Here is a 23,442-nt window from a genome sequence, read left to right as displayed (position 1 = left end):
TCCGCACGGTAGTTCATTCTGCTGGACTGTGTCATCCAAAATATTGGACGGAATGTGTCGGATCTCGAAGAGCTCACCCAGGCACTCGCACGGAACCTCAAGCGCTGGCGCGGTGAGCGCGGATTCACCCTGGACTCGCTGGCCGCCCGCTCGGGAGTCAGCCGGGGGATGATCATCCAGATCGAGCAGGCCCGGACGAACCCGAGCGTCGGCACGACGGTGAAACTCGCCGACGCGCTCGGGGTCAGCATCTCCGCGCTGCTCGACCACGACAGGGGTCCGCAGGTGCGGATCGTGGAGCCGGGCCAGACGGTGCGGATCTGGTCCAGCGAGGCGGGCAGCTCGACGACGATGCTGATCGGGACCGACGAACGCGGGCCGATGGAGCTGTGGACCTGGCACCTCGTGCCCGGCGAGGGGACGGAATCGGTCCCGCACCCCTCCGGCACCATCGAGATGCTGCACGTCACCGCGGGGGACCTGACGCTGGTGGTCGGCGAGGAGGAGTTCCGCGTACCCGCCGGGGCCGCGGCCGCCTTCGAGGCCGGCCTCCCGCACGCCTACCGCAACGACGGCACCGTGCCGATGGAGATGACCCTCGCCGTAGCGGTCCCCCCGGTGGCGGCGCCGGTACCGGCAGCCACCCACGCGACCGCGCCCGCCCGGACGGCCGAGCCGCAGAGCTGAGGCGCGGGGGCGGTCGCGTGGGCAGGCCCGCGGCTAGAGCGCCGGGATCTCGATCGCCGGGCAGCGGTCCATGACCATGTCCAGGCCCGCCCCGCGCGTGCGGGCGAACGCCGCCTCGTCGACCACGTTCAGCTGGAACCAGACGGCCTCCGCACCGGCGGCGACCGCGGAGTCGGCGACCGCCCCGGCCAGCGCGCTGTTCACGAAGACGTCCACCACGTCCACCTTGAACGGGATCTCCTCCAGGGACGCGTACCCGGGCTCCCCGTGGACCGTCTCGGCCTTCGGGTGCACGGGGACCACCCGCTTGCCGAACTGCTTCAGCACGCGGGCCACCCCGTAGGCGGCCCGGTCCTGGTTGTTGGACAGGCCCACCACCGCCCAGGTGTCACCGAGCTCGGTGAGGATCTTGCGGATGGTTGCCGGGTCGCCGTACACGTGTGCCGCCTCCTGCTGGTCCGATCGTCTTCGTACTCCGACTCCTCAACGGAAAAACCGCACGCCGTCTTCCCCGCCGGCCCCGGCTCCCGTCCGGCCGGACCGCTCTCCACCACGGCTTAGGGTGGAGAAGTGAAGGCAGACCAGTATGTGACGGTGGCCCGGGAGGGCCTGCACGAGTCCGAGATCAACCGCTCGCGCTTCCTGTGCTCGCTCGCCCCCGCCGTGACCGAGCAGGAGGCCCAGGACTTCGTCGCGCGCATCCGCAAGGAGCACCCCACCGCCTCGCACAACTGCTTCGCCTACGTGATCGGCGCCGACGCCGCCGTGCAGAAGGCCAGCGACGACGGCGAGCCCGGCGGCACCGCCGGGGTGCCGATGCTGCAGATGCTCATGCGCCGGGACATCCGCTACGCCGTCGCCGTGGTCACCCGCTACTACGGCGGCGTCAAGCTCGGCGCCGGCGGTCTGATCAGGGCGTACGGCGGTGTCGTCGGCGAGGCCCTCGACGCGCTCGGGACCGTCACCCGGCGCCGGTACCGGCTGGCCACCGTGACCGTGGACCACCAGCGGGCCGGGAAGACCCAGAACGACCTGCGCTCCACCGGCCGCACCGTCGTGGACCTGCGCTACGGGGCCGACGTGGAGATAGAGGTGGCCCTGCCGGAGGCGGACCTGCCCGGCTTCGAGGCCTGGCTCGCCGACAGCACGGCGGGCAGCGCCACCCTCACGCTCGGCGGTGAGACGTACGCGCCCTGAGGGCCCCCGGGACGGGTTAGCGTAGAGGGCCAGGCGAGCGGAAGACGATCAGGGGGACACGGCATGCGGGGCGGGACCGGCGAGTGAAGTTCCTCCACACCTCGGACTGGCACCTCGGCCGGTCCTTCCACCGCGTGAACCTGCTCGGCGCCCAGGCGGCCTTCCTCGACCACCTCGTGGAGACCGTCCGCGAGCACGAGGTCGACGCCGTCCTCGTCGCCGGTGACATCTACGACCGTGCCGTGCCCCCGCTGCCGGCCGTCGAACTGTACGACCGGGCCCTGCACCGGCTCGCCGGGCTCGGCGTGCCCACCGTGATGATCTCCGGGAACCACGATTCCGCCCGCCGCCTCGGGGTCGGGGCAGGGCTGATCGACCGGGCCGGGATCCACCTCAGGACCGACCCGGCCGGCTGCGCCGACCCCGTGGTGCTGGCCGACGTACACGGCGACGTGGCCTTCTACGGGCTGCCGTACCTGGAACCCGCCCTGGTCAAGGACGAGTTCGCGGCGCAGAAGGTCAGCCACGAGGCCGTGCTGGGCGCGGCCATGGACCGGATCCGGGCCGATCTGGCCACCAGACCGGCCGGGACCCGGTCCGTGGTGCTCGCCCACGCCTTCGTCACCGGCGGCCGGGCCAGCGACAGCGAGCGCGACATCTCCGTGGGCGGTGTGGAGGCCGTGCCCGCCTCCGTCTTCGACGGGGTGGACTACGCGGCCCTCGGCCACCTCCACGGCTGCCAGACGATCGGCGAACGGGTCCGCTACTCCGGCTCCCCGCTCGCCTACTCGTTCTCGGAGGCCGACCACCGCAAGACCATGTGGCTCGTGGAGCTGGGCGCGGAAGGGGAGATCGTCCGCGCCGAGCGGATCGACACCCCCGTGCCGCGCGCCCTCGCCCGGCTGCGCGGGCCGCTGGAGACCCTGCTGACGGACCCGGCGCACACGGTGCACGAGGACGCCTGGGTCGAGGCGACCCTCACCGACGCGGTCCGGCCCGACGACCCCATGGCGCGGCTCGCCGCCCGCTTCCCGCACACCCTGAGCCTCGCCTTCGACCCCGAGGGCCGGGAGGCGGAGACCGGCACGTCCTACGCCCAGCGGCTGCGCGGCCGCAGCGACCAGGAGATCGCCGAGGACTTCGTGGCCCACGTGCGCGGCGGCGGAGCCGCGGACGAGGCCGAACGGGCCGTGCTGCGCAGCGCCTTCGACGACGTACGGACCGACGACAGCCGCCAGGAGATCCACCGATGAGGCTGCACCGGCTGGCGGTCACCGCCTTCGGGCCCTTCGCCGAGCCCCAGGAGATCGACTTCGACGCCCTGTCGGGCGCCGGGATCTTCCTGCTGCACGGGCCCACCGGCGCCGGCAAGACCTCCGTCCTCGACGCCGTCTGCTACGCGCTCTACGGATCCGTGCCCGGCCCCCGCCAGGCCCCCGGCACCAGCCTGCGCAGCGACCACGCCGCCGCCGACACCCCGACCGAGGTCACCCTCGAACTCACCGCGGGCGGACGGCGCCTGGAGATCACCCGCCGCCCCGAGCAGGACCGGCCCAAGAAGCGCGGCACGGGCACGACCAAGGACAAGGCGCAGAGCCGGCTGCGTGAGCGCACCGGTGAGGGCTGGGTGGCGCTGAGCCGTTCGCACCAGGAGATCGGCGAGGAGATCGAGCAGCTCCTCGGCATGAGCCGCGAGCAGTTCTGCCAGGTGGTGCTGCTGCCGCAGGGGGAGTTCGCCAAGTTCCTGCGCGCCGACGAGGCCGCGCGCGGCCGGCTGCTCGGCCGGCTCTTCGACACCCGCCGCTTCGCGGCCGTCGAGACCCTGCTCGCCGACCGCCGCCGGGCCGCCGAGGCCGAGGTCCGGGCCGGCGACGAGAAGGTGCTGCACACCGCCCAGCGGCTCGCCCAGGCCGCCGGGGACAGCGCGGACCTGCGGGCCTGGCCCATGCCCGGGCACCAGCCCGGCGACCCGGGGCTCGCCGAGGCCGTCCGCGCGTGGGCGGCCGTCGCCCGGTGCGCCGCCCGCGAGCGCCGCACCGTGGCCGAGTACGCCCTGGCCGCGGTCGAGGGCCGGCACGCCGCCGCCCGGCGGGCCGCCGAGGAAGCCCGGGAACTCGACCGCCTGCAGCGCCGCCACGCGGAGACCGCCCGCCGGGCCGCCCTCCTCGCCGAGGCGGGGCCCGAGCGGGAGCGGGTGCGCGGCCTCCTGGACCGGGCCCGGCGCGGCGCCCTGGTCGCCCCCGCGCTCGAACTGCGCGGAGCGGCCTGCGCCGCGCACCTCGCCGCCGCCCACGCGGAGACGGCCGCCCGGTCCGAACTCCCCCCGATGTTCAGGGAGGCGGGCACCGAGCAACTGGCCGGGATCGAGCAGGACCTGCGCAGCGAACTGGGCGCACTGGGAGCGGCCCGCAGGGACGAGCAGCGCAGCGCCGAGATCGGCCGCGAACGGGCCGACCTGGAACGGGAGTCCCGGGCCGCCGAGGAGGCCCACCTGGAGTCGGCCCAGTGGCTCGAACGCTGGGACGCCACCCGGGCCGGGCTGCAGGAGCGGGCGGAAGCGGCCCAGCAGGCCGCGACCCTCGCCGAACAGCTCGCGGGCAGGCTGGAACCCGCCCGCATGCAGCTGAACTTCGCCCGCCGACGCGACGAGCTGGCCGCCGACGCCGAGCGCACCGAGCGCGAACTGCTCACCCTGCGCGAGGAGTCCGCCGCCGCCAGGGAACGCTGGCTGGAGCTGAAGGAGGCCCGGCTGCGCGGGATCGCCGCCGAACTCGCCGAGGCACTGGTGGCGGGCGAGGCCTGCGCGGTGTGCGGCTGCGCCGAGCACCCCGCACCCGCGCGCCCCGCCCCCGGCCATGTGGACCGTGCCGCGGAGGACGCAGCACACGCCGTCTTCGAGCGGGCCGAGCAGGCCCGCGCCGCCGCCGAACGCCGCCTCGCCGCCACCCGGCAGGCCCGCGAAGAGGCCGCGGCCGCCGCCGGGGACGCCACCACGGCCGAACTCCTGGAGCTGACCGCCGACCTGAGCGCCCGGCACGCCGCCGCCCACGCCTCGGCCGCCGGACTGCACACCGCCCGCGAGCGCCTGGCCCGCGCCGAACGGGAGCACGCCGCGCGCAGCGCCGACCGGCTCGACGCCGAACGCCGCGCCGCCGCCAGGGCCTCGCGCCGCGAGGCGCTCGACCGGGAGCAGGCCGCGCTGGAGGCGGAGCTCGCACGGGTGAGGGACGGGCTGCCCACGGTCGCCGCCCGCACCCGCCTGCTGGAGGACCGGGTCCGAATCGTCTCCGGGGCCGCCGCCGCCCTGCGCCGGGCCGAGACCACCGCCGCCCGGCTGAAGGAGGCCGACGACCAGCTCGCCGACGCCGCCTTCAAGGCCGGCTTCGACACCGTCGAGGACGCGGCCGCCGCGGTCCTGCCCGACTACGAACGCACCGCGCTCCAGCACCGGCTGGACGCCTGGCAGGCGGAGGAGGCCATGCTCGCGGAGCGCCTCGCCGAGGACGACACCGCCGCGGCCGCGGCGCTGCCACCGGCCGCACCGGAGGAGGCCGAGGGCTACGCGGCGCGGGCCGCGGCGAAACTCCGTACGGCGGCCTCCGCGTTCGACGCCGCCCGGGTCCGGTGCGAGGAGCTCGACCGGCTCTCCCGGCAGGTGGAGCACGAACTGCGCGCCCTGGGCCCGCTGCGCGAGGCCTACGACCGGGTGGCCCGGCTGGCCGGACTCACCGCGGGCACCTCCGCCGACAACGAACGCAAGATGCGGCTGGAGGCCTATGTGCTGGCCGCCCGCCTGGAGCAGGTCGCCGCCGCCGCGACGGTACGGCTGCTGCGCATGTCCGGCGGCCGCTACACCCTCGTGCACTCCGACGCGCGGGCCGGCGGACGGGGGCGTTCCGGGCTCGGCCTGCACGTCATCGACGCCTGGACCGGCAGCGAGCGGGACACGGCCACGCTGTCGGGCGGCGAGACCTTCTTCGCCTCGCTCGCCCTCGCACTGGGCCTCGCCGACGTGGTCACCGACGAGGCGGGCGGGATGCGCCTCGACACCCTCTTCATCGACGAGGGGTTCGGCAGCCTCGACGAACAGGCGCTGGACGAGGTGCTCGACGTACTGGACTCACTGCGCGAGCGGGACCGCAGCGTCGGCATCGTCAGCCACGTGGCCGACCTGCGCACCCGGGTCCAGGCCCAGCTGGAGGTCGTCAAGCAGCGCGGCGGCTCCGTGGTGCGCCACCGCACGGCGGCGCTCACGGACTGAGCGTGTTCACGGACTGAGCGGGCGCCTCGGGAGCGGGGAGGAGTACACGATGCTCGTCGTCACCGGGCCGAGGCCGGCGATCCGGCCCGTGACCTCCTCCAGGTGCGCCATCGAGCGCGCCGCGACCTTCAGCACGAAGCAGTCGTCGCCCGTGACGTGGTGGGCCTCAAGGATCTCCGGGGTGGCCTCCAGGAAGTCGTGGAACGGCTTGTAGTTGCCGTGCGGATAGCGCAGCCGCACCAGCGCCAGGATCGCCTTGCCGAGCTTCTCCGGATCCACCACCGCCGTGTAGCCGGTGATGACACCGGCCTCCTCCAGGCGGCGGACCCGCTCGGTGACGGCGCTCGCGGACATGGATACGGAGCGGGCCAGCTCGGTGAAGCTGGCGCGGCCGTCCCGCTGGAGCGCTTCGAGGATCCGCCAGTCGGTGGCGTCAGGGGAATAGTCGGTCATGTCGTAGATCTAGCAGGGGATTCCCCGGCCGTTCAAGCCGAAGGCCGGGGAAAATCACTTCCGGAGTTGATCAACAACTCGTAGATTCCTTGGCATGACGACGACGCAGAACACCCCTTCCCCCGCCGCCACCGCCAACCCCGTTCTCCGGGTGCCCCCGGCCTCCCCGGCCGCGGCCGCCGCGTACTTCGCCGCGAGCCTGGCCTTCCACGCGGACGTCTCGGACGTCGCCGCCGCCTTCAAGGCCCACCGCGAGCAGGGCGCCGAGCTCGGCTTCCAGCTGATCGACTCCCGCTCCACCCCGTCCTGGGACCAGGCCCACGTGCCCGGCGCGATCCACCTGCCCACCGCCCTCATCCCCGAGCAGGCCGAGCGGCTCCTGGACAAGAACGTGCCCGTGGTGACGTACTGCTGGGGCCCCGGCTGCAACGGCGGCACCCGCTCCGCCCTGGCCCTGGCCGAACTCGGCTTCCAGGTCAAGGAGATGCTGGGCGGAATCGAGTACTGGATCCGCGAGGGCTTCGAGGTCGAGACCTGGCAGGGCAACCAGCAGCGCGCGGAGGCCGACCCGCTCACCGCGCCCACCGACTCGGACGACTGCGGCTGCTGACGTGAGCACCTTACGGGCCGGGTCCGGCGCACGCGGACGGGCCGCCCACCCCACGGGGAGATGAGCGGCCCGTCCCTGTCCCCGACGGGCTCAGAGCTTGGACAGCTCGTCCACCAGGTCGTCCAGACCCAGCGAACCCTGCGACAGCGCCGCCATGTGCCAGGCCTTCAGGTCGAAGGACTCGCCGCGCGCGGCCCGCGCGTTCTCGCGGCCCAGCAGCCAGGCACGTTCGCCGAGCTTGTAGCCGATCGCCTGCCCCGGCATCGACAGGTAGCGGGTCACCTCGCTCTCCACGAAGTCGCCCGGCCGGCCGCTGTGCAGGCCGAAGAACTCCTGCGCCAGGTCCACCGTCCACCGCTCGCCCGGGTGGAACGGGGAGTCCGCCGGGATCTCCAGGCCCAGGTGCATGCCGATGTCCACGATGACCCGCGCCGCGCGCATCATCTGGCAGTCCAGGTAACCCAGGCGCTGCTCGGGGTCCTTGAGGTAGCCCAGCTCGTCCATCAGGCGCTCCGCGTACAGCGCCCAGCCCTCGGCGTTGGCGCTGACCAGACCGACGCTGGCCTGGTAGCGCGACAGCTGGTCCGCTACGTGCGTCCACTGCGCGAGCTGCAGGTGGTGACCGGGGACGCCCTCGTGGTACCAGGTGGACACCAGGTCGTAGACCGGGAAGCGGGTCTGGCCCATCGTGGGCAGCCAGGTGCGGCCCGGACGGGAGAAGTCCTCCGACGGGTTCGTGTAGTACGGGGCCGCCGCGCCGCCCGGAGGGGCGATCTTCGACTCGACCCGCTTGACCCGCTCGGCGAGTTCGAAGTGGGTGCCGTCGAGGTTCGCGATGGCCTCGTCCATGAGCCCCTGGAGCCAGGCCTGGACCTCGTCGACGCCCTCGATGTGGGTGCCGTGCTCGTCCAGGTGCTTCAGCGCCTCCCAGGGGCCCGCGCCCGGGAGGATCTTGGCCGCCTCGGCCTTCATCTCGGCGAGCAGGCGGTGGTACTCGGACCAGCCGTAGGCGTACGCCTCGTCCAGGTCCAGGTCCGTGCCGTTGAAGTAGCGCGACCAGCGGGCGTACCGCTCGCGCCCCACCGTGTCCGGCCTGCCCTCGACGGCGGGGGCGTACACGTCACGCATCCAGTCGCGGAGCTCGACGAGCGCGGCCGTCGCGGCGGAGGCCGCCGCGTCCAGTTCGCCGCGCAGCGACTCGGGGCCGCCCGAGGCGAAGTCCTCGAAGAAGGCGAGCTCGTCGCCGTCCTGGCCGGCCCAGGTGGAGAGCTGGCCGATCATGGTGGTGGTGGCGCGGGGGCCGCCGTACAGGCCGCGCTCCAGGCCCAGGGCCAGGCTCTCGCGGTAGCCGGCGAGGGAGGAGGGCACCGCGCGCAGCCGCTCGGCGATGGCCGCCCATTCCTCGTCGGTGTCGGACGGGGTCAGGGTGAACACCTCGCGGACGGCGTGCGCGGGGCTGTGGATGTTGCTGACCGCGCACAGGTCCTCGTCGGCGGCGTGGACCGCGAGTTCGGCGGTCAGGCGCTCGCGCAGCAGCCGGCCGCAGCGGCGCTCGGCGTCGCTGTCGGCGCCGGGCAGGGCCTCCGCGGCGTCGAGCCGGGCGAGGGTGGCGCGGGCCAGTTCGGCGACGGCAGCGCGGCCGGCCGGGGAGAAGTCCGGGAGTTTGCCGGAGCTCGCGGCGACACCGAGATAGGTGCCCGTGATCGGATCGAGGGCGATGAGGTCGTCGACGTACGCGTCGGCCACCTGGCGGGGCAGCTTCGGAGTGCTGCCGTTGTTGGAGATCTCTGACATGCGGCCATCTTCGTACGTGAGACGGGCCTACGTCATCACCGTATGCCGCCAGTCTGCTGACCTGGGCAGCTTTCGGAAAATGCCGCCGACCCGCACGCTGCCCGGGCAGGCGGCGGATCGGCTGCCGCGTCACCTGCGGGCCGGGGTGCGGGTCGGGGCGAAAGGGGCGTTCCGTGGGCCCCGGTTGTGGCCGGTTGTCGCCGGTCGTACCGGGTGGGGTCAGCGCTGGTCGCGCGGGGGCTGCGGTTCGCGTCGGGGGAGCTCGCGCGCGCCCTCGTGCGTGACGTCGTACGGCAGGCGCGAGGTGACGGGGGTCGCGTCCAGCCGGGCAGTGATCACCAGGGTGCCCTCCTCGATCTGGTAGTCGAGGGGGAGGCCGAGCCCGCGCATGGCGGCGACCATGCCGGTGTTGGAGGCCTGGGTGACCGCGTACACGCTGTCGCACCCGGCCTCGACGGCCATCGCGACGAGCCGGCGCAGCAGCTCGGAGCCGATGCCCCGGCGCTGCCAGTCGTCCTCGATGAGGAGCGCCACCTCGGTCTCGTCGCCGTCCCACAGGAGGTGGCCGAGGGCCACGAGCCTGCCAGAGGCGGTGGTGGCGGCCAGGGTGCGGCCGAACCGGGGGCTGAGCAGGTGGCCGAGGTAGCGGTCGGCGTCGGCGACGGGCCCGTGGTAGCGCAGCGACAGGGTGCGCTCGGAGCAGCGGTCGTGCATCGCGCGGGCGGCGGTCAGGTCGGAGCCGTCGGCGCGGCGCACGGTGACCTCGTTGCCCTCGGGCAGGGTCAGTACGTCCAGGCTGCGCGGGACGCGGGGGCCGAGCCGGGCGTCGAGCTCGACGAGGGCGCGGGCGCGGGCGAACTCGGTCGGTGTGAAGGGGAGGTAGGGGCGCTCCACGGTGATCGCGCCGCCCGAGGGGTCGCGCAGCCGCATGACGGTGGTTTCCAGAACCCCCTCCACCGGCGCGTCGGCGGCCGCGTTGGGGCGGCCGGAGAGGGTGGTCGCCGGGATCGAGTGGATGGTGCAGCGGCCGAGCAGCTGGCGCAGTGCGAGGGGCAGTTCGGCGGCGTCGAGGGCGGTGCGGGTGGCCAGGCCCAGGACCCGGGTGGGGGTGTCGACCAGGTCGTGGGCGTCGGCGCGCTCGATCCAGGTGCTGCGCCCGCCGGCCAGCGCGATGGCCCGGGTGAGGTCGGCGGACGGCAGCTTCTGCGGCGCCCGCAGCAGGAACTCGTCGACCGTTCCGCCCTCGGGGAGCGGGTGCGTCTGGAGCGTGAGGATGTCCACGCCGTGGCGGGCGAGGGCGGTGCAGAGGGCGGCCAGCGATCCGGGCTCGTCCCGTACGGTCGTACGCATCCGCCAGAGCGCGGCGGTCGGTGCGTCGGTGGCGGGGGCCGCTTCGGTGCTGCTGCGCGTGCCTGCGAGCGGGCCCGTGCCCGGGGCCGCCGCCGGCCCGGTGTCCGGCGGCGGCGCATGGCTGTGGCGCCGGGCCCACCAGGTGTGGAAGGCCGCGGTGACGAGGAGTGCGACCGCAGAGGCCACGAGCATGACCGGGCCCCGGGGGCCGTGCGCGACGAGATTGGCGATGGCGTCGGCGACCGCGACGGCGCAGAACAGGGCGGCGAGCTCGACGACGTCACGGCGCCAGTGGTGGCGGTGCGAACGCTGGGCGGAGGCAAGATCACGGTCAGTCATGCACACCACTGTGGCGCAGGGGTGTTGCGTGATCACGAACGATCTGTGACCGACTGGTTAAGTGTCCATCTGGCCGATTTCACCCAGTTTTCCAGGGCATTTCCGTGGACCTGCCGACCCTACTGGCCCACCCGCCCCGGCTGGAGCGTCTTGGTGAAGAGCACGCCGCCCCCCTGGCGCCGCAGGCGGACGGTGAGTTCCCCGCTGTCGCCGTCGATGTCGACCTCGCCGTAGTACGGCGGGTTCTCCGAGGGGGACATGTTGGCGAACGGGGCCGACTGGACGAAGGCCGTCTCCGGGCCGAAGGTGGCGTCGAGCCGTCCGGCTGGGAAGCCGCCCGCCCCGATGGGGCCCGAGACGAACTCCCAGAACGGCGCGAAGTCGGCGAAGGCCGCCCGCTCCGGCACGTAGTGGTTGGCGGCGGTGTAGTGCACGTCGGCGGTGAGCCAGACGGTGCCGGTGATGCGCTGGTGCTTGATGTGGCGCAGCAGTTCGGCGATCTGGAGCTCGCGGCCCAGCGGGGCACCGGGGTCGCCCTGGGCCACGGCCTCGAAGTCGGCCGAGCCGTCGGGTACGACGATGCCGAGCGGCATGTCGGAGGCGATGACCTTCCACGTGGCCCGGGAGCGGGTGAGCTCGCGCCGCAGCCAGGCCAGCTGCTCGGGACCGAGGATCCCGATGGGGTCCTCGGTCGCGGTGCCGGGGGAGTTGGCGTTCCGGTACGTACGCATGTCGAGGACGAAGACGTCGAGGAGCGGGCCGTACCGCATCACGCGGTACATCCGGCCCTCGGCACGGCCGCCGCGCAGGTCCGTGACGGGGAAGTACTCGCCGAAGGCCTGGCGGGCGCGGGCGGCGAGGGTGTCGGCGTCCCGCACCGTGTAGCGGGGGTCGTCGATCAGCTGGCCGGGGTACCAGTTGTTGCGCACCTCGTGGTCGTCCCACTGGGCGAGGACGGGTACCTGGGCGTTGAAGGCGCGCAGGTTGCCGTCGAGGAGGTTGTAGCGGAAGTTCCCGCGGAACTCGGCGAGGGTCTCCGCGACCTTCGACTTCTCCTCGGTGGTGACGTTGCGCCACGTGCTGCCGTCGCGGAGCGGCACGCCGGCCTTGATCGGCCCGTCCGCGTAGATGGTGTCCCCGCTGAAGAGGAAGAAGTCGGGGTTGCGCAGGCGCATCTCCTCGAAGACGCGATAGCCGCCGAGATCGGGGTTGATGCCCCAGCCCTGGCCCGCCAGGTCCCCGGACCACAGGAAGCGCACGTCGTGGCGGCGGGAGACGGGGGTCGTACGGAAGCTGCCGTGGACGGGTTCGCAGGTGCGGCGCGGGTCGTCGGGGTCGGTCAGGACCACGCGGTAGTGGATCTGCTGGCCGGGTGGCAGGTCGCGCAGGACGGTGGTTCCGGTGAAGTCGGAGGAGGGGCCGAGGAGCGGACCGCGGTGGCGGCGCACGGCGTACCGGAACGCTTCGCTGGGGGAGGTCTCGACGGACATCCACGCGGGGCGGTCGGAGCGGGTCCACACGGTGGCCGAGTGGGCGGTGATCTCGCCCGACTGCACGCCCCAGAGCGCGTTCGGCCGGCCGGAGCGGGCGAAGGCGGGAGCCGCGAGCGCCGGGACGGCGAACAGCGCGGAGGACAGGGCGAGGGAACCGCCGATCAGGGACCGTCGGGTGTGCGGCATCGGTGCCATCGGTGCGTCTCCAGGGGCGGGCGGGGGTGGGTCGGACCAGGGTGCCGTCGCACCCCGGCCCGGCCGCGTCGCCCACGCGAACCCGGGATGAACAGCCGCCAGCCGCTCAGCCGTTCGGCTCTGCGGCCCGTTCATCCCTTTTCGGCCACCGGCCTGCGGCGTTCCGTGCCTTCCCGTGACGCGTCGCGCTATGCCGTGCCGCCGGTCGGGTCGTGATCGGGGTCAGGCCGCGACGGTGGTCAGGCCGCGACGGGGGTCCGGCCGCGGGCGGTGTCCAGGATCACCCGGGAGACGAGCGCCGGGTCGTCGTTCATCGGCACGTGACCGCACCCCGGGAGGCTGACCAGCCGCGCGCCGGGGATCGTGTGCTTGGCCCGTACGCCCTGGCGGCGCAGCAGCAGCCGGTCGCGGGTTCCCCAGGCGATCGTGACCGGTACGCCGGGGACGTCGTCGGTGAAGCGGACGGAGCCGCCCGCCGACAGAGTCGCCTCGAAGCCGGTGGCCCCGCGCAGGGCGAGGGTCTCGGCCACCACCGCCTCGGGCGAACGCCGGGCCGGGCGGGCGTAGATGGTGCCGGTGAGCGCGACCCGGCCCGCAGCGCCGCGCGAGAGGCGCTCGAGCGCGGGGCGGGGCAGTGCCCTGGCCCCGGCGCGCATCGCGAGGAGGGTGGCGAAGGCGTAGCGGCGTTCCCCCTCGGTCCAGAACCCGGCGGGGGAGAGGGCGGTCACCGAGCGGGCGAGGCCGGTCCGGCCCATTTCGAGCGCGAGCAGGCCGCCGAGGGAGTTGCCCGCGACGTGCGGGCGCTCGACGCCGAGGGCCGCGCAGAGCGCCCCGAGCGCCGGGGGCACGGTGGCCAGGTCGTACGGAACGCCCTCGGGCAGGGGCTCGGAGGCGCCGAAGCCGGGCAGGTCGACGGAGATCACGTCGTACTCGGCGGCCAGGACGTCGGTCACGGGGTGCCAGGCCTGGAGGTGGTGGCCGATCCCGTGCAGCAGGAGGAGCGGTTCGCCCGAGCCCTTGCGCTCGTAGGCGACGGTGGCGGTGCGGGGGCCGAGCGGCGAATCGATGGTGAAGGAGACCGTGGCGGTCATGCTGCTCCTCGTCGGGTGGACGCGTGTGAGACAGGCTGTCAGTAGTCCTGCCGCCATCATTACCGTCCGGTAGCCCTTGACTACAAGCCTTCGGCGCCCGCGAGAACATCCTGTGAACGGCTGCGTGCCCATGCCCGGCCTGCCCGGTACAGGGGGGACCATTGGTCTTGACCAAGGGGGTGCACCGTCCTATCGTCGCAGGGATAGTGCAGGAACCTTTAATAAACAAAGGCGCGGAACTGCCGCTCGAACACACGGCGAGTGCGGCGATGGCAGGAGGAGTCAGGGTGGGGACCACGCAGCTCGAAACGGTGCCGGAGCCGAAGTACTGGCACCTCAAGACCGTCCTCAGCGAAGCACTCGACCAGGATTTCGCCGTCGGAGAGGTCCTGCCGAACGAGCGTGAGCTCGCCGCCCGGTTCGGCGTCGCCCGCGCGACCCTGCGCCAGGCCCTGGAGCAGTTGGAGCTCGAAGGCCGTCTGCAGCGCCGCCGCGGAGTCGGAACCACCGTCGCCCCGCCGCGCGTCGGCGTCGCCGTCGGCACCGCCGGGCACAGCTGGCCCGGTGAGCAGGCCGACGGCTGGGAGCCGGTTGACGCCGCCGAGGCGCTGCCGACGGCCGCGGTCCTGAAGCTGCTGGGGACCGGCGGGGTCTTCGCCGCCGACGAGCCGGTGCACACCGTGCGCCGGACCCGCGTCACCCAGGGGCAGGCCGTCGCCGCCGAGATGCTCCACGTCCCGGCCGCCTCGGTGCCCGGACTCCCCGCGATCGACACCCCGGCCGGTCCCGCCCGCGCCCGCGCGGTCCTGCGCGAGCTGCAGCGGCTGACCCTCGAAGGCCAGGACCGCTCGGTGGAGCTCGGCTCGGCGCGCGCCGACGACGCCAAGGAATTGGACCGGCTGCCCGGCGCGCCCGTACTCGTCGTCACCACGCGCTACTTCACCGCCGCGGGCACCGCCGCGGTCTCGGTGGCCACCTACCGCGCCGACACCTGCCGCCTCACCTTCGGCGACTCGGGGGACGTCGAGATCACCCACGAGCCGCGCGTCGCCTCCTGACGCGCATACAGGCAGTTCCCTCCGCCGCAGCCGACCGGCTGCGGCGGCACTTCGTACCCGCCGGGCACGGGGGCAGGGCGTCCTGCGCCCGCGATCCCGACTCCGGCGCCGGGGCCCGGGCCGGAAGCCCGCGGCGGGGTAGGAGTCCGGGGGCACGGGGCGAGGCGTTCTGCGCCCGCGATCCCGCGCCGGGGCCCGAGGCGGAAGCCCGCGCCGGCGCCGGGGTAGGAGTCCGGGGCGCGGGGCGAGGCGTTCTGCGCCCGCGATCCCGCTCCAGGCCCGGCCCCGAGGCGGAAGCCCGGCCCGGGGTAGGGGCCCGGGGCGCGGACCGGGCCGGGGCCCGAGGCGGAAGCCCGGCCCGGGGTAGGGGTCCAGGGCGCGGACGCGGACCGGGGTCGGGGCCCAGGGCGGAAGCCCGCGCCGGGGTAGGGGTCCGGGGCCCCAGGCGGAAGCCCGGCCCGGGGTGGGAATCCGAGGCGGGGACCGGCGTCGGGGCCAGGGCGGAAGCTCGCGCCGGGGTAGGGGTCCGGGGCGGCAGCCCGGCCCGGGTAGGAGTCCGGGGCAGGGACCGGGGGCGGGGCCCGGGGGCGGGAGCCCGGCCCGGAGTCGGAGCCCGGGGCGGAGGCGCAAGTCGGGCCGGGGGCGGGGCCCGAGGCCGCGCGGCGCGGTCAGCGGCCGCGGGCCGTGACCGTCTTCTCCACCGCGAAGAGCTCTTCCTCGACGTGGTCCAGCGCGAGGCGAAGGGCGCCGGTGGCCACCGCGGCCTCGCCGAGCAGGGACAGGGCAACCTTCGGCGGACGCAGGCAATAGCGCTCCAGCTCCCGGCGCAGGGGATCCAGCACCCCGTCCAGCCCGGCCGCCCAGCCGCCGACCACCACCAGCTCCGGATCCATCGCCAGGACCAGCGCCGCGACGTCGTGCACCAGCCGCTGCAGGAACCGCTCCACGGCGGCCACCGCCCGCTCGTCGCCGCGCTTGGCCATCGCGAAGACCTCGGCGACCGCGGGCTCGTCCAGCGGGTGGAGCGGCTCACCGGTGGTCGACAGCAGCTTCTCCGGCGTGACCTCACGGCCCAGCAGGTGCAGTGCGCCGATCTCCCCGGCCGCTCCGCCGAAGCCCCGGTGGAGCCGTCCTCCGATCAGGGAGCCGGCGCCGGGGCTGAGCCCGGCCATGACGAACACGATGTCGTCGGTGTCACGCGCGGCCCCCTTCCAGTGCTCGGCGACCGCCGCGGCGTTGGCGTCGTTCTCCACCTTCACCGGGCAGCGGAACGAGCGCTGGAGGCGTTCCCCCAGCGGGAGCCCGGTCCAGCCCGGCAGGGCGGTCCCGAGGCGGACCGTGCCGTCCGCCTCCACGATCCCGGGGCTGCCGACGCCGACCGCGCGCAGGGAGTCCCGGGGCACCCCGGCCCGGCGCAGCAGATCGGCCACCGCCGAACGGACCTTCTCCAGCCGCTCGTCGGCGGACGCCGACTCGGCGACGTCCTTCGTGCCCGCGCCGATGACCCGCCCGTCCAGGCCGGAGAGCAGCACGGCGACCCGGTGCGAACCGATCTCGATGCCCAGCAGATGCCCGGCCTCGGCCCTGAAACGGAACCGCCTGGCCGGCCGGCCCTGCCGCCGCGCGCCTTCCTCTACGTCGGCCTCGGCGACCAGCCCGGTGGCCATCAGCCCCTCCACGACCCCCTCGACGGTCGGCCGGGATAGCCCTGTGACCCGGGTGAGGTCGGTGAGCGTCGGCGCCTGGGCCGCGCGCAGTGCGCGCAGCACCACGGCGGAATTGATCCGCCTCAGCAGAGAGGGGTCCCCGCCGGTCAGCTGCCCCAACGTGTGTCCTCCCAGCTAGCGAGCCCGTCAGCCGGATGGTACTGCCCACCTGGTGCCTCAGCGAGAACCAGCCCCCCATAGGCCGGAACTGGGCCCTCCGCTCAGGCCGGGGTCACGAACCCCGACTCGTACGCCATGATCACGGCCTGGGTCCGGTCCCGCGCTCCCAGCTTTCCGAGAATCGCACTGACGTGGGACTTCACCGTCTCCGTGCCGACGATCAGGTTGCCCGCGATCTCCACGTTGGTCAGCCCCCGCGCCATGAGCCGCAGCACCGCCTCCTCGCGCTCGGTCAGCCCCGCCCGCTCCAGCCCGGCCCGTGCCTGGCGATTTCCGTACTCGGCGGCCAGGGCCCGCACGGCCGCGGGGAAGAGCAGCGTCTCGCCCTCCGCGACCAGCCGGACCGCGTGCACGATCTCGGAGGGCCGCGCCCGCTTCAGCAGGAACCCGTCCGCCCCGGCCCGCAGCGCCTGGTAGACGTACTCGTCGTTCTCGAAAGTGGTGACGACGAGGATCTTCGGCGGGGAGTCGACCGTCTTCAGGATCGCCCGAGTCGCCTCGATCCCGTCGAGCAGCGGCATCCGCACGTCCATGGCCACCACGTCGGGCCGCAGCTGTCGCACGAGCGGGATCACGGAGGCCCCGTCGGGCGCCTCACCCACCACCTCGATGTCGGGCTGGGCCTCGAGGACGGCGCGCAGACCCGCGCGCACCAGGGGCTCGTCATCGACGAGCAGTACGGTAACCGGCATCCGGTCAGCGTATTCGCTCCAGCGGAAGCCGGGCGCGCACTCTCCAGTTGCCCTCGTACGGCCCGGTCTCGGCCTCCCCGCCGAGCAGTGCCGCCCGTTCCCGGATGCCGCGCAGGCCGGAGCCGCGGCCCGTCACCTGCGCCGCCTCCGCCGGAAGCGGATTGGTCACCTCCAAGTCCAGTCTTCCCACCCCCACTTCGATCCGCACGCGGACCGGCACCGGCCCGCTGTGCCGCAGCACGTTGGTCAGCGCCTCCTGAAGGATCCGGTACCCCTCGCGCGCGACCGGGCCCGGCAACTTCTCCAGCGGACCGGACAGTTCGGCGTCGACCGGGGCGCCCGACGCGCGCGCCGACTCCAGCAGCCGGTCGGCATCGGCGAGGGTGGGCCGCTGGGAGGGGGGCTGGCCGGACTCCCGGAGCACCTTCAGCACCCGGTCCAGGTCCTCCATCGCGGCCCGGCCGGTCTCCTCGATCGCGCACAACGCCCGCTCGGTGAACTCCGGATCGGCCGCCGCCCGCGCGGCTCCCGCCTGGACGACCGCCACGGTGAGCGCGTGGCCGATGGAGTCGTGCAACTCCCTCGCGATCCGCGTCCGCTCCAGCAGCTGCTCGGTCCGTGCCTCCAGCGCGGTCAGCCGCTCGGCCGCCGAAGGCCCCAGGAGTCTCGCGGCGATCGCCGTGACGACCTCGCCGAGCAGGACCACTATGACCAGCAGCAGGACCAGCGGCACCGGCAGGAGGAGCAGAGCCGCCCAGCGGGGCGGTTCGAACGGCAGGATCACGTCGTCCGACCCGAGAGAACGGCCGGCGGCGATGGTGACGAGTTCCACGGTCATCACCGGGAGCCACACCGTCGCCATGAGGGCCACGCCCGCCAGTACGAGACGTATCTCCAGCCAGGCCACCGTCCGCCACCGGTCTCCCCAACGGGCGGACGGCGAGACGCTGATGGAACCGTCGTACCGTCCGCGCTCGTGCGGGGTCAGAAGGAACTGCGCCTGCAGCCCCTCGGCCAGCCGCACCCACGGAATCAGCCCGAACGGAGCGACGATCACGGCTGGCATCCACGGCCAGGCGGGCTCTATGAACATCCAGATGGAGACGATCAGGATCGGTACGAGCAGATGCAGCCAGCGGGTGTACGTGACCCCGCGGAAGGGAGCACGGAGCAGTCGGTCCATGTCCTCATCCTGGCAGCCGGGACATGGCTCCCGTCTCCCCCACGTGGGGGAGACCATCCCCTCACGTGGGGGAGGGCAGGAGGTGGGACCGACGGCGAATCTTGAGGCATGAACAGCATCGAGATTCGGGAACTGACCAAGGAATACGGCACCACCCGTGCCGTGGACCGCCTCACCTTCGACGTGCTGCCCGGACGGGTCACCGGCTTCCTCGGCCCCAACGGCGCCGGAAAGTCGACCACGATGCGGCTGCTGCTGGGCCTGGACGGGGCCACCTCCGGCACCGCCACCATCGGGGGAAGCCCGTTCACCACCTTCACCGACCCGCTGCGCCGGGTCGGAGCGCTCCTCGACCCGCAGTCCATCCACGGCGGGCGCACCGCCCGCGACCACGTGCGCTTCCTCGCCGCCTCGAACGGGATACCGGCCCGCAGGGTGGACGAGGTGCTGGAGCAGACCGGCATAGCCGCCGCGGCGGGGCGCCGGGTGAAGACCTTCTCCCTGGGCATGCGTCAGCGGCTGGGCATCGCCGCCGCCCTCCTGGGAGATCCCGGAGTGCTGCTCCTCGACGAGCCGACCAACGGGCTAGACCCCGAGGGAATCATCTGGATCCGCGAACTGATGCGCGGCCTGGCCGCCGAAGGCCGGACCGTCCTCGTCTCCAGCCACCTCATGTCGGAGACGGCGACGCTGGCCGACCACCTGGTGGTGCTCGGCGCGGGGAAACTCCTGGCCGACACCTCGATGGAGGAGTTCATCGACGCGCGCAGCACCCCGCGGGTGCGGCTGCGGACCACGGACGCGTTCCGGCTGCGGGCCGTCCTCGCCCGGGACGGCTACGACCTGGTGGAAGCCGAGGGCGGGCGCTGGACCGTCGACGGCATACAGGCGGAGCAGCTCGGCATCATGGCTGCCCGCGAAGGCATCCCCCTGCTGGAACTCTCCGACGAGCGCGCCTCACTGGAACAGGCCTACCTCGATCTCACCGCGGACCACGCCCAGTTCGCCGCCACCCGCTGACCGCCCCCCTTCCTCACCGGAGGTTCGCCATGAGCACCGCTCTGCCCACCCGGCCCGTCCTGCACTCCGAATGGATCAAGATCAGATCGCTGCGCGGCACGTTCGGCGCGCTGATAGCCGTGCTGATCGCGACCGCCGGCATCCAGGCGTTCACCGCCTGGGCTATAGGAACGGCCGAGGAAGGCGCCATGGGCGACGATCCGCTCTTCGCCGCCTACTACGCAGTCAACTTCGGCCAGATAGCGGCCATCACCTTCGGAGCCAACGCCGTCAGCGCCGAATTCCACAACGGGGCCCTGCGCACCACCTTCGCGGCGGTGCCGAACCGTACCCGGTTCTACCTCTCCAAGATGGCCGTGATCGGCGGGCTCGCCCTCCTCGTGGGGCAGGTGACCGGGCTGCTCACCTTCGTCGGCGGGCAGGCGTTCATGGGGCAGTACGCCCTGAAGCTCGGCGACCCGGGCACCGTGCGCTCCGTCGTGGGCTGCGGCCTGTACCTGACGGTCATCACGCTCTTCTCGGCCGGCCTGACGGCGATCCTGCGCAGTGGTGTCGCCGTCATCAGCATCCTCGTCCCCTTCGTCCTGCTGCTCTCCTTCGTCATCAGCGGAGCAGCCGGCGACATCGGACAGTTCATGCCGGACAAGGCCGGCCAGATGGTGCTCCGGAGCGAGTCGATCGGCGGAGTCCTCGGCCCGTGGACCGGAATGGGCGTGGCGATGCTGTGGGCCGCGGCCGCGGTCATCGGTGGTCTCATATCGGTGCGGCGCCGGGACGCGTGACGCAGGGCCAGTTGTCAGTGGTGGTCGGGATACTGACGGCATGACCACGGCAGAGCATCTCGACACGATCGACCAGCTCCGGGGGACGGAATTCCCGCCCGAGCCGGTCCGGTCCGGCGGGCAGAGCAGCGGCCCGGGCTACCACCTCGTCCAGCTCGGCCGGACGGGGGACTACTGGGAGGACGACGGCTCGGGCCGGGCAGAGGCGGCCGACCAGATCGCGGCCGAGTACGGGGCACTCACCCAGGCCCTGGCCGACCGGTGGGGGGATCAGCAGGTCTTCAGCGTCACATCGCTGCTGGACCGGGGGTTCGACGGGGAGGAGATACCGGAGCCGTGGGGCGAGGTGGGCACCACCACCGACCACGTGCACCTGTGGCGGGCCGAGGAGAAGTGGCTGGTGGCCTATGTGGCGCGGTGGGGCACCGAAGACCCGTACCTGTTGATGGCAGGGGTCACCGTCATCGATCCGCCCTGAAGACGGGGGGTTCGGCGGCTGCGCGGAGGCGGGCGTACTCCTGGGCCATGGTCTCGGCGGTCCAGTGGGCGTTGAGGCCGCTGGGGTTGGGGAGGGCCCAGATACGGGTGGAGCCGATGGTCCGCTCCTGGGGACCGATCTGTGCCTTCCTCTCGCCGAAGGCCGTGCGGTAGGCGGTCACCCCGACCACGGCGAGCCACTGGGGGCGCAGGAGCTCCACCTTGGCGGTCAGGATCCGGCCGCCTTCGCGGAACTCCTCGGCGCTCAGCTCGTCGGCGCGGGCCGTGGCGCGGGCCACGACGTTGGTGATGCCGAGCCGGTAGGTCAGCAGCTCCTCCTGCTCGGAGGGGGCGAGCCGGCGCGGGGTGAAGCCCGACAGGTGGAGGACGGGCCAGAAGCGGTTGCCGGGACGGGCGAAGTGGTGACCCGTCGCGGCGGAGAGGAGGCCGGGGTTGATCCCGCAGAAGAGCACACGCAGACCGCCCGCGACCACGTCCGGGAGGACGCGGTCACGGGCGGCGTTGAGCTCCTCGGGGGTCAGAGGATCGACCCCGGGGTGTATCCGGCGGCCTCCGGGTGCTGCTTGGCGATCGCCTCGATGCGGGAGACCACTGCCGAGACCTGGTCGCCCGCGGCGCCGGTGAAGGACAGCTTGTCGGCCATCAGGGCGTCGAGCTGGGCCCGGTCCAGCGGCATCCGCTCGTCGGCGGCCAGCTTGTCCAGGAGCTCGTTGCGCTCCGCGCCCTGCTCGCGCATGGCGAGGGCCGAGGCCACCGCGTGCTCCTTGATGACCTCGTGGGCGGCCTCGCGGCCGACACCGGCGCGTACGGCGCCCATGAGGACCTTGGTGGTGGCGAGGAAGGGGAGGTAGCGGTCCAGCTCGCGGGCGACGACGGCCGGGAAGGCGCCGAACTCGTCCAGGACCGTCAGGAAGGTCTCCAGGAGGCCGTCGAAGGCGAAGAACGCGTCCGGCAGCGCCACGCGGCGGACCACGGAGCAGGAGACGTCGCCCTCGTTCCACTGGTCGCCGGCCAGCTCGCCGGTCATCGAGGCGTAACCGCGCAGGATGACCATCAGGCCGTTCACGCGCTCGCAGGAGCGGGTGTTCATCTTGTGCGGCATCGCGGAGGAGCCGACCTGGCCGGGCTTGAAGCCCTCGGTCACCAGCTCGTGGCCCGCCATCAGGCGGATCGTCTTGGCGATGGAGGAGGGCGCGGCGGCCAGCTGGACCAGCGCGGTGACCACGTCGTAGTCGAGCGAGCGCGGGTAGACCTGGCCGACCGAGGTGAAGGCCTGGGCGAAGCCGAGGTGGGCGGCGATCCGCTGCTCCAGGTCGGCCAGCTTGGCGGCGTCGCCGCCGAGCAGGTCGAGCATGTCCTGGGCGGTGCCGACGGGGCCCTTGATACCGCGCAGCGGGTAGCGCTCGAGGAGGTTCTCCAGGCGGTCGTAGGCGACCAGCAGCTCGTCGGCCGCGGTGGCGAAGCGCTTGCCCAGGGTCGTCGCCTGCGCGGCGACGTTGTGGGAGCGGCCGGCCATGACGAGCTCGGCGTGCTCGCCGGCCAGCTTGCCGAGGCGGGCGAGGACGGCGACGGTGCGGTCGCGGGCCAGCTCCAGGGAGAGCCGGATCTGGAGCTGCTCGACGTTCTCGGTGAGGTCGCGCGAGGTCATGCCCTTGTGGACGTGCTCGTGGCCGGCGAGAGCGTTGAACTCCTCGATGCGGGCCTTCACGTCGTGCCGGGTGACCTTCTCGCGCTCGGCGATGGAGGCGAGGTCGACGGTCTCGAGGACGCGCTCGTAGTCGGCGAGGGCCGCGTCGGGCACGTCGATGCCGAGGTCCTTCTGGGCACGCAGCACGGCGAGCCACAGCCGCCGCTCCAGCGTCACCTTGTACTCGGGGGACCACAGGACGGCGAGCTCCGCGGAGGCGTAGCGGCCGGCCAGGACATTGGGGATGCGGGGCTTGGCTGTCACGTGGATGGATTCTACTTGGGCCCGGGCTGTGCGTTTACGCAGGTGGGGCCCCCGCGCCTGATTGTGCCTTGCTACGAGACGGGAGAGTCCTCGTACGGCGCGTACGGCAGCAGTTCCGGACGCTTCGCCGGCCGGCCGTCCCCGGAGGAGCGGCCCGTCAGGCGGCGGCCGATCCAGGGGAGCAGGTGCTGCCGGGCGAAGCTGAGGTCCCGGGCCCGGCGGACCGCCCAGCCGGGGGGCTCGGTGGCCGGGAGCTCGGCGCGCCAGTCCTGTTCGGCGGGCAGCCCGAGAGCCTGCCAGACGGCCTCGGCGACCCGGCGGTGGCCCTCGGCGGTCAGGTGCAGCCGGTCCACGTCCCACATGCGCTGGTCCGCGAGGGCGGGAGCCCCGTACAGGTCGACCACCAGGGCGCCGTGCCGGGACGCGAGCTCCTCGATGAAGAGGAAGAGTTCCTCCATGCGCGGCCGGAAGCGTTCCATCACCGGCCCGTTGCGCCCCGGGGAGCGCATCAGGACCAGTTGGCGGCAGGAGGGGGCGAGGAGCTCCACGGAGGCCTCCAGCCGCTCCAGGACCCGGCCCATGTCCACCTTGGGGCGCAGGGTGTCGTTCAGCCCGCCCACCAGCGTCACCACGTCGGCCCGCATCGCGGCCGCCGCGGGGACCTGCTCCTCGGCGATCTGCCCGATGAGCTTGCCGCGCACCGCGAGGTTGGCGTAGCGGAAGCCCGGCTCGCGCGCCGCCAGGCGTGCGGCCAGCAGGTCGGCCCAGCCCCGGTAGGAGCCGTCGGGGAGCAGGTCGGACATGCCCTCGGTGAAGGAGTCGCCGACCGCGACGAAACTGGTGTACCGCGCATTCATCTCCATGGCGGAGTGATGCTACCGCCCGGTACCCCGGCCCCGCAG

Annotated in this window: 21 protein-coding genes; 9 read left to right on the top strand and 12 right to left on the bottom strand. The window is 73.4% G+C overall.

All coding sequences use genetic code 11. The features are described 5' to 3' along the window. Positions 1-54: 54 nt before the first annotated feature. Complete coding sequence (locus ACZ6Y1_RS22470) at positions 55-687, top strand: helix-turn-helix domain-containing protein (RefSeq protein ID WP_469632465.1); 633 nt, start codon at positions 55-57, stop codon at positions 685-687. Positions 688-720: 33 nt separating this feature from the next. Here ACZ6Y1_RS22470 and ACZ6Y1_RS22465 read toward each other — a convergent pair whose 3' ends face one another. Continuing rightward, positions 721-1,125 (bottom strand): CoA-binding protein, encoded by a 405-nt coding sequence (locus ACZ6Y1_RS22465; protein WP_469632462.1) that lies wholly within the window; start codon positions 1,123-1,125, stop codon positions 721-723. Positions 1,126-1,257: 132 nt separating this feature from the next. Between ACZ6Y1_RS22465 and ACZ6Y1_RS22460 the strand changes: the two genes are divergently transcribed. The 3 genes from ACZ6Y1_RS22460 (at position 1,258) to ACZ6Y1_RS22450 (ending at position 6,145) form a co-directional block, all read left to right on the top strand. Next, positions 1,258-1,884, top strand: coding sequence for a YigZ family protein (locus ACZ6Y1_RS22460; RefSeq protein WP_469632458.1), 627 nt, complete (start codon positions 1,258-1,260; stop codon positions 1,882-1,884). An 83-nt stretch (positions 1,885-1,967) separates the two neighbouring features. Continuing rightward, positions 1,968-3,137, top strand: a complete 1,170-nt coding sequence (locus ACZ6Y1_RS22455) for an exonuclease SbcCD subunit D (RefSeq protein WP_469632455.1) — start codon at positions 1,968-1,970, stop codon at positions 3,135-3,137. Further along, positions 3,134-6,145 carry an AAA family ATPase gene (locus ACZ6Y1_RS22450; protein WP_469632451.1) on the top strand — a complete coding sequence of 1,004 codons (3,012 nt, stop codon included), beginning with the start codon at positions 3,134-3,136 and terminating at the stop codon, positions 6,143-6,145. Before ACZ6Y1_RS22455 ends, ACZ6Y1_RS22450 begins: the two co-directional genes overlap by 4 nt. A 6-nt stretch (positions 6,146-6,151) precedes the next feature. Here the strand turns inward: ACZ6Y1_RS22450 and ACZ6Y1_RS22445 are convergent, their stop codons facing one another. Then, on the bottom strand, positions 6,152-6,598 hold the full coding sequence (locus ACZ6Y1_RS22445; protein ID WP_469632448.1) for an Lrp/AsnC family transcriptional regulator: 447 nt from the start codon (positions 6,596-6,598) through the stop codon (positions 6,152-6,154). 94 nt (positions 6,599-6,692) lie between these two features. On the opposite strand from ACZ6Y1_RS22445, the gene ACZ6Y1_RS22440 reads away from it, so the two are divergent. Then, positions 6,693-7,208, top strand: a complete 516-nt coding sequence (locus tag ACZ6Y1_RS22440) for a rhodanese-like domain-containing protein (RefSeq protein WP_469632445.1) — start codon at positions 6,693-6,695, stop codon at positions 7,206-7,208. 90 nt (positions 7,209-7,298) lie between these two features. Here ACZ6Y1_RS22440 and ACZ6Y1_RS22435 read toward each other — a convergent pair whose 3' ends face one another. The 4 genes from ACZ6Y1_RS22435 to ACZ6Y1_RS22420 all read right to left on the bottom strand — a co-directional run bounded on the left by ACZ6Y1_RS22435 (position 7,299) and on the right by ACZ6Y1_RS22420 (position 13,470). Then, positions 7,299-9,002, bottom strand: a complete 1,704-nt coding sequence (locus tag ACZ6Y1_RS22435) for a DUF885 domain-containing protein (protein WP_469632443.1) — start codon at positions 9,000-9,002, stop codon at positions 7,299-7,301. Between the two features lie 219 nt (positions 9,003-9,221). Next, positions 9,222-10,691 carry a GNAT family N-acetyltransferase gene (locus tag ACZ6Y1_RS22430; RefSeq protein ID WP_469632440.1) on the bottom strand — a complete coding sequence of 490 codons (1,470 nt, stop codon included), beginning with the start codon at positions 10,689-10,691 and terminating at the stop codon, positions 9,222-9,224. 119 nt (positions 10,692-10,810) lie between these two features. Beyond that, positions 10,811-12,379, bottom strand: coding sequence for an alkaline phosphatase D family protein (locus tag ACZ6Y1_RS22425; protein WP_469632437.1), 1,569 nt, complete (start codon positions 12,377-12,379; stop codon positions 10,811-10,813). Between the two features lie 239 nt (positions 12,380-12,618). Next, a complete protein-coding gene (locus ACZ6Y1_RS22420; RefSeq protein WP_469632434.1) occupies positions 12,619-13,470 on the bottom strand; it encodes an alpha/beta fold hydrolase in 852 nt (283 codons plus the stop codon). Between the two features lie 287 nt (positions 13,471-13,757). Here ACZ6Y1_RS22420 and ACZ6Y1_RS22415 point away from each other — a divergent pair, with 287 nt between their 5' ends. Further along, the gene (locus ACZ6Y1_RS22415; RefSeq protein WP_469632431.1) at positions 13,758-14,528 is read left to right on the top strand and encodes a GntR family transcriptional regulator; all 771 of its coding nucleotides are present in this window, start codon (positions 13,758-13,760) and stop codon (positions 14,526-14,528) included. 668 nt (positions 14,529-15,196) lie between these two features. Here the strand turns inward: ACZ6Y1_RS22415 and ACZ6Y1_RS22410 are convergent. From ACZ6Y1_RS22410 to ACZ6Y1_RS22400, 3 genes are all read right to left on the bottom strand, one after another. Continuing rightward, a complete protein-coding gene (locus ACZ6Y1_RS22410) occupies positions 15,197-16,354 on the bottom strand; it encodes an ROK family transcriptional regulator (RefSeq protein WP_469632428.1) in 1,158 nt (385 codons plus the stop codon). A gap of 101 nt (positions 16,355-16,455) precedes the next feature. After that, entirely contained in the window at positions 16,456-17,106 is a 651-nt protein-coding gene (locus tag ACZ6Y1_RS22405) for a response regulator transcription factor (protein ID WP_469632423.1), read from the bottom strand. Between the two features lie 4 nt (positions 17,107-17,110). Next, entirely contained in the window at positions 17,111-18,289 is a 1,179-nt protein-coding gene (locus tag ACZ6Y1_RS22400) for a sensor histidine kinase (protein WP_469632421.1), read from the bottom strand. A gap of 108 nt (positions 18,290-18,397) precedes the next feature. Here ACZ6Y1_RS22400 and ACZ6Y1_RS22395 point away from each other — a divergent pair, with 108 nt between their 5' ends. The 3 genes from ACZ6Y1_RS22395 to ACZ6Y1_RS22385 are packed head-to-tail and all read left to right on the top strand — an operon-like array spanning position 18,398 to position 20,569. After that, positions 18,398-19,309 carry an ABC transporter ATP-binding protein gene (locus ACZ6Y1_RS22395; RefSeq protein WP_469632418.1) on the top strand — a complete coding sequence of 304 codons (912 nt, stop codon included), beginning with the start codon at positions 18,398-18,400 and terminating at the stop codon, positions 19,307-19,309. A 29-nt stretch (positions 19,310-19,338) separates the two neighbouring features. Further along, on the top strand, positions 19,339-20,091 hold the full coding sequence (locus tag ACZ6Y1_RS22390; protein WP_469632415.1) for an ABC transporter permease: 753 nt from the start codon (positions 19,339-19,341) through the stop codon (positions 20,089-20,091). Positions 20,092-20,131: 40 nt separating this feature from the next. Next, complete coding sequence (locus tag ACZ6Y1_RS22385; protein ID WP_469632412.1) at positions 20,132-20,569, top strand: hypothetical protein; 438 nt, start codon at positions 20,132-20,134, stop codon at positions 20,567-20,569. Here ACZ6Y1_RS22385 and mug read toward each other — a convergent pair. The 3 genes from mug to ACZ6Y1_RS22370 all read right to left on the bottom strand — a co-directional run bounded on the left by mug (position 20,553) and on the right by ACZ6Y1_RS22370 (position 23,403). Beyond that, positions 20,553-21,110, bottom strand: coding sequence for a G/U mismatch-specific DNA glycosylase (gene mug / locus ACZ6Y1_RS22380; RefSeq protein WP_469632621.1), 558 nt, complete (start codon positions 21,108-21,110; stop codon positions 20,553-20,555). The genes ACZ6Y1_RS22385 and mug overlap by 17 nt on opposite strands. Continuing rightward, positions 21,107-22,540, bottom strand: a complete 1,434-nt coding sequence (gene purB, locus ACZ6Y1_RS22375) for an adenylosuccinate lyase (protein WP_469632409.1) — start codon at positions 22,538-22,540, stop codon at positions 21,107-21,109. Before purB ends, mug begins: the two co-directional genes overlap by 4 nt. Positions 22,541-22,611: 71 nt before the next feature. Next, entirely contained in the window at positions 22,612-23,403 is a 792-nt protein-coding gene (locus ACZ6Y1_RS22370; RefSeq protein ID WP_469632406.1) for an SGNH/GDSL hydrolase family protein, read from the bottom strand. Positions 23,404-23,442: the final 39 nt, after the last annotated feature.

The organism is Streptomyces sp. NPDC053432, assembly GCF_055585365.1.
The sequence above is the reverse complement of the archived record's forward strand: the minus strand, read 5'-3'. Positions and strand labels throughout refer to the sequence as shown.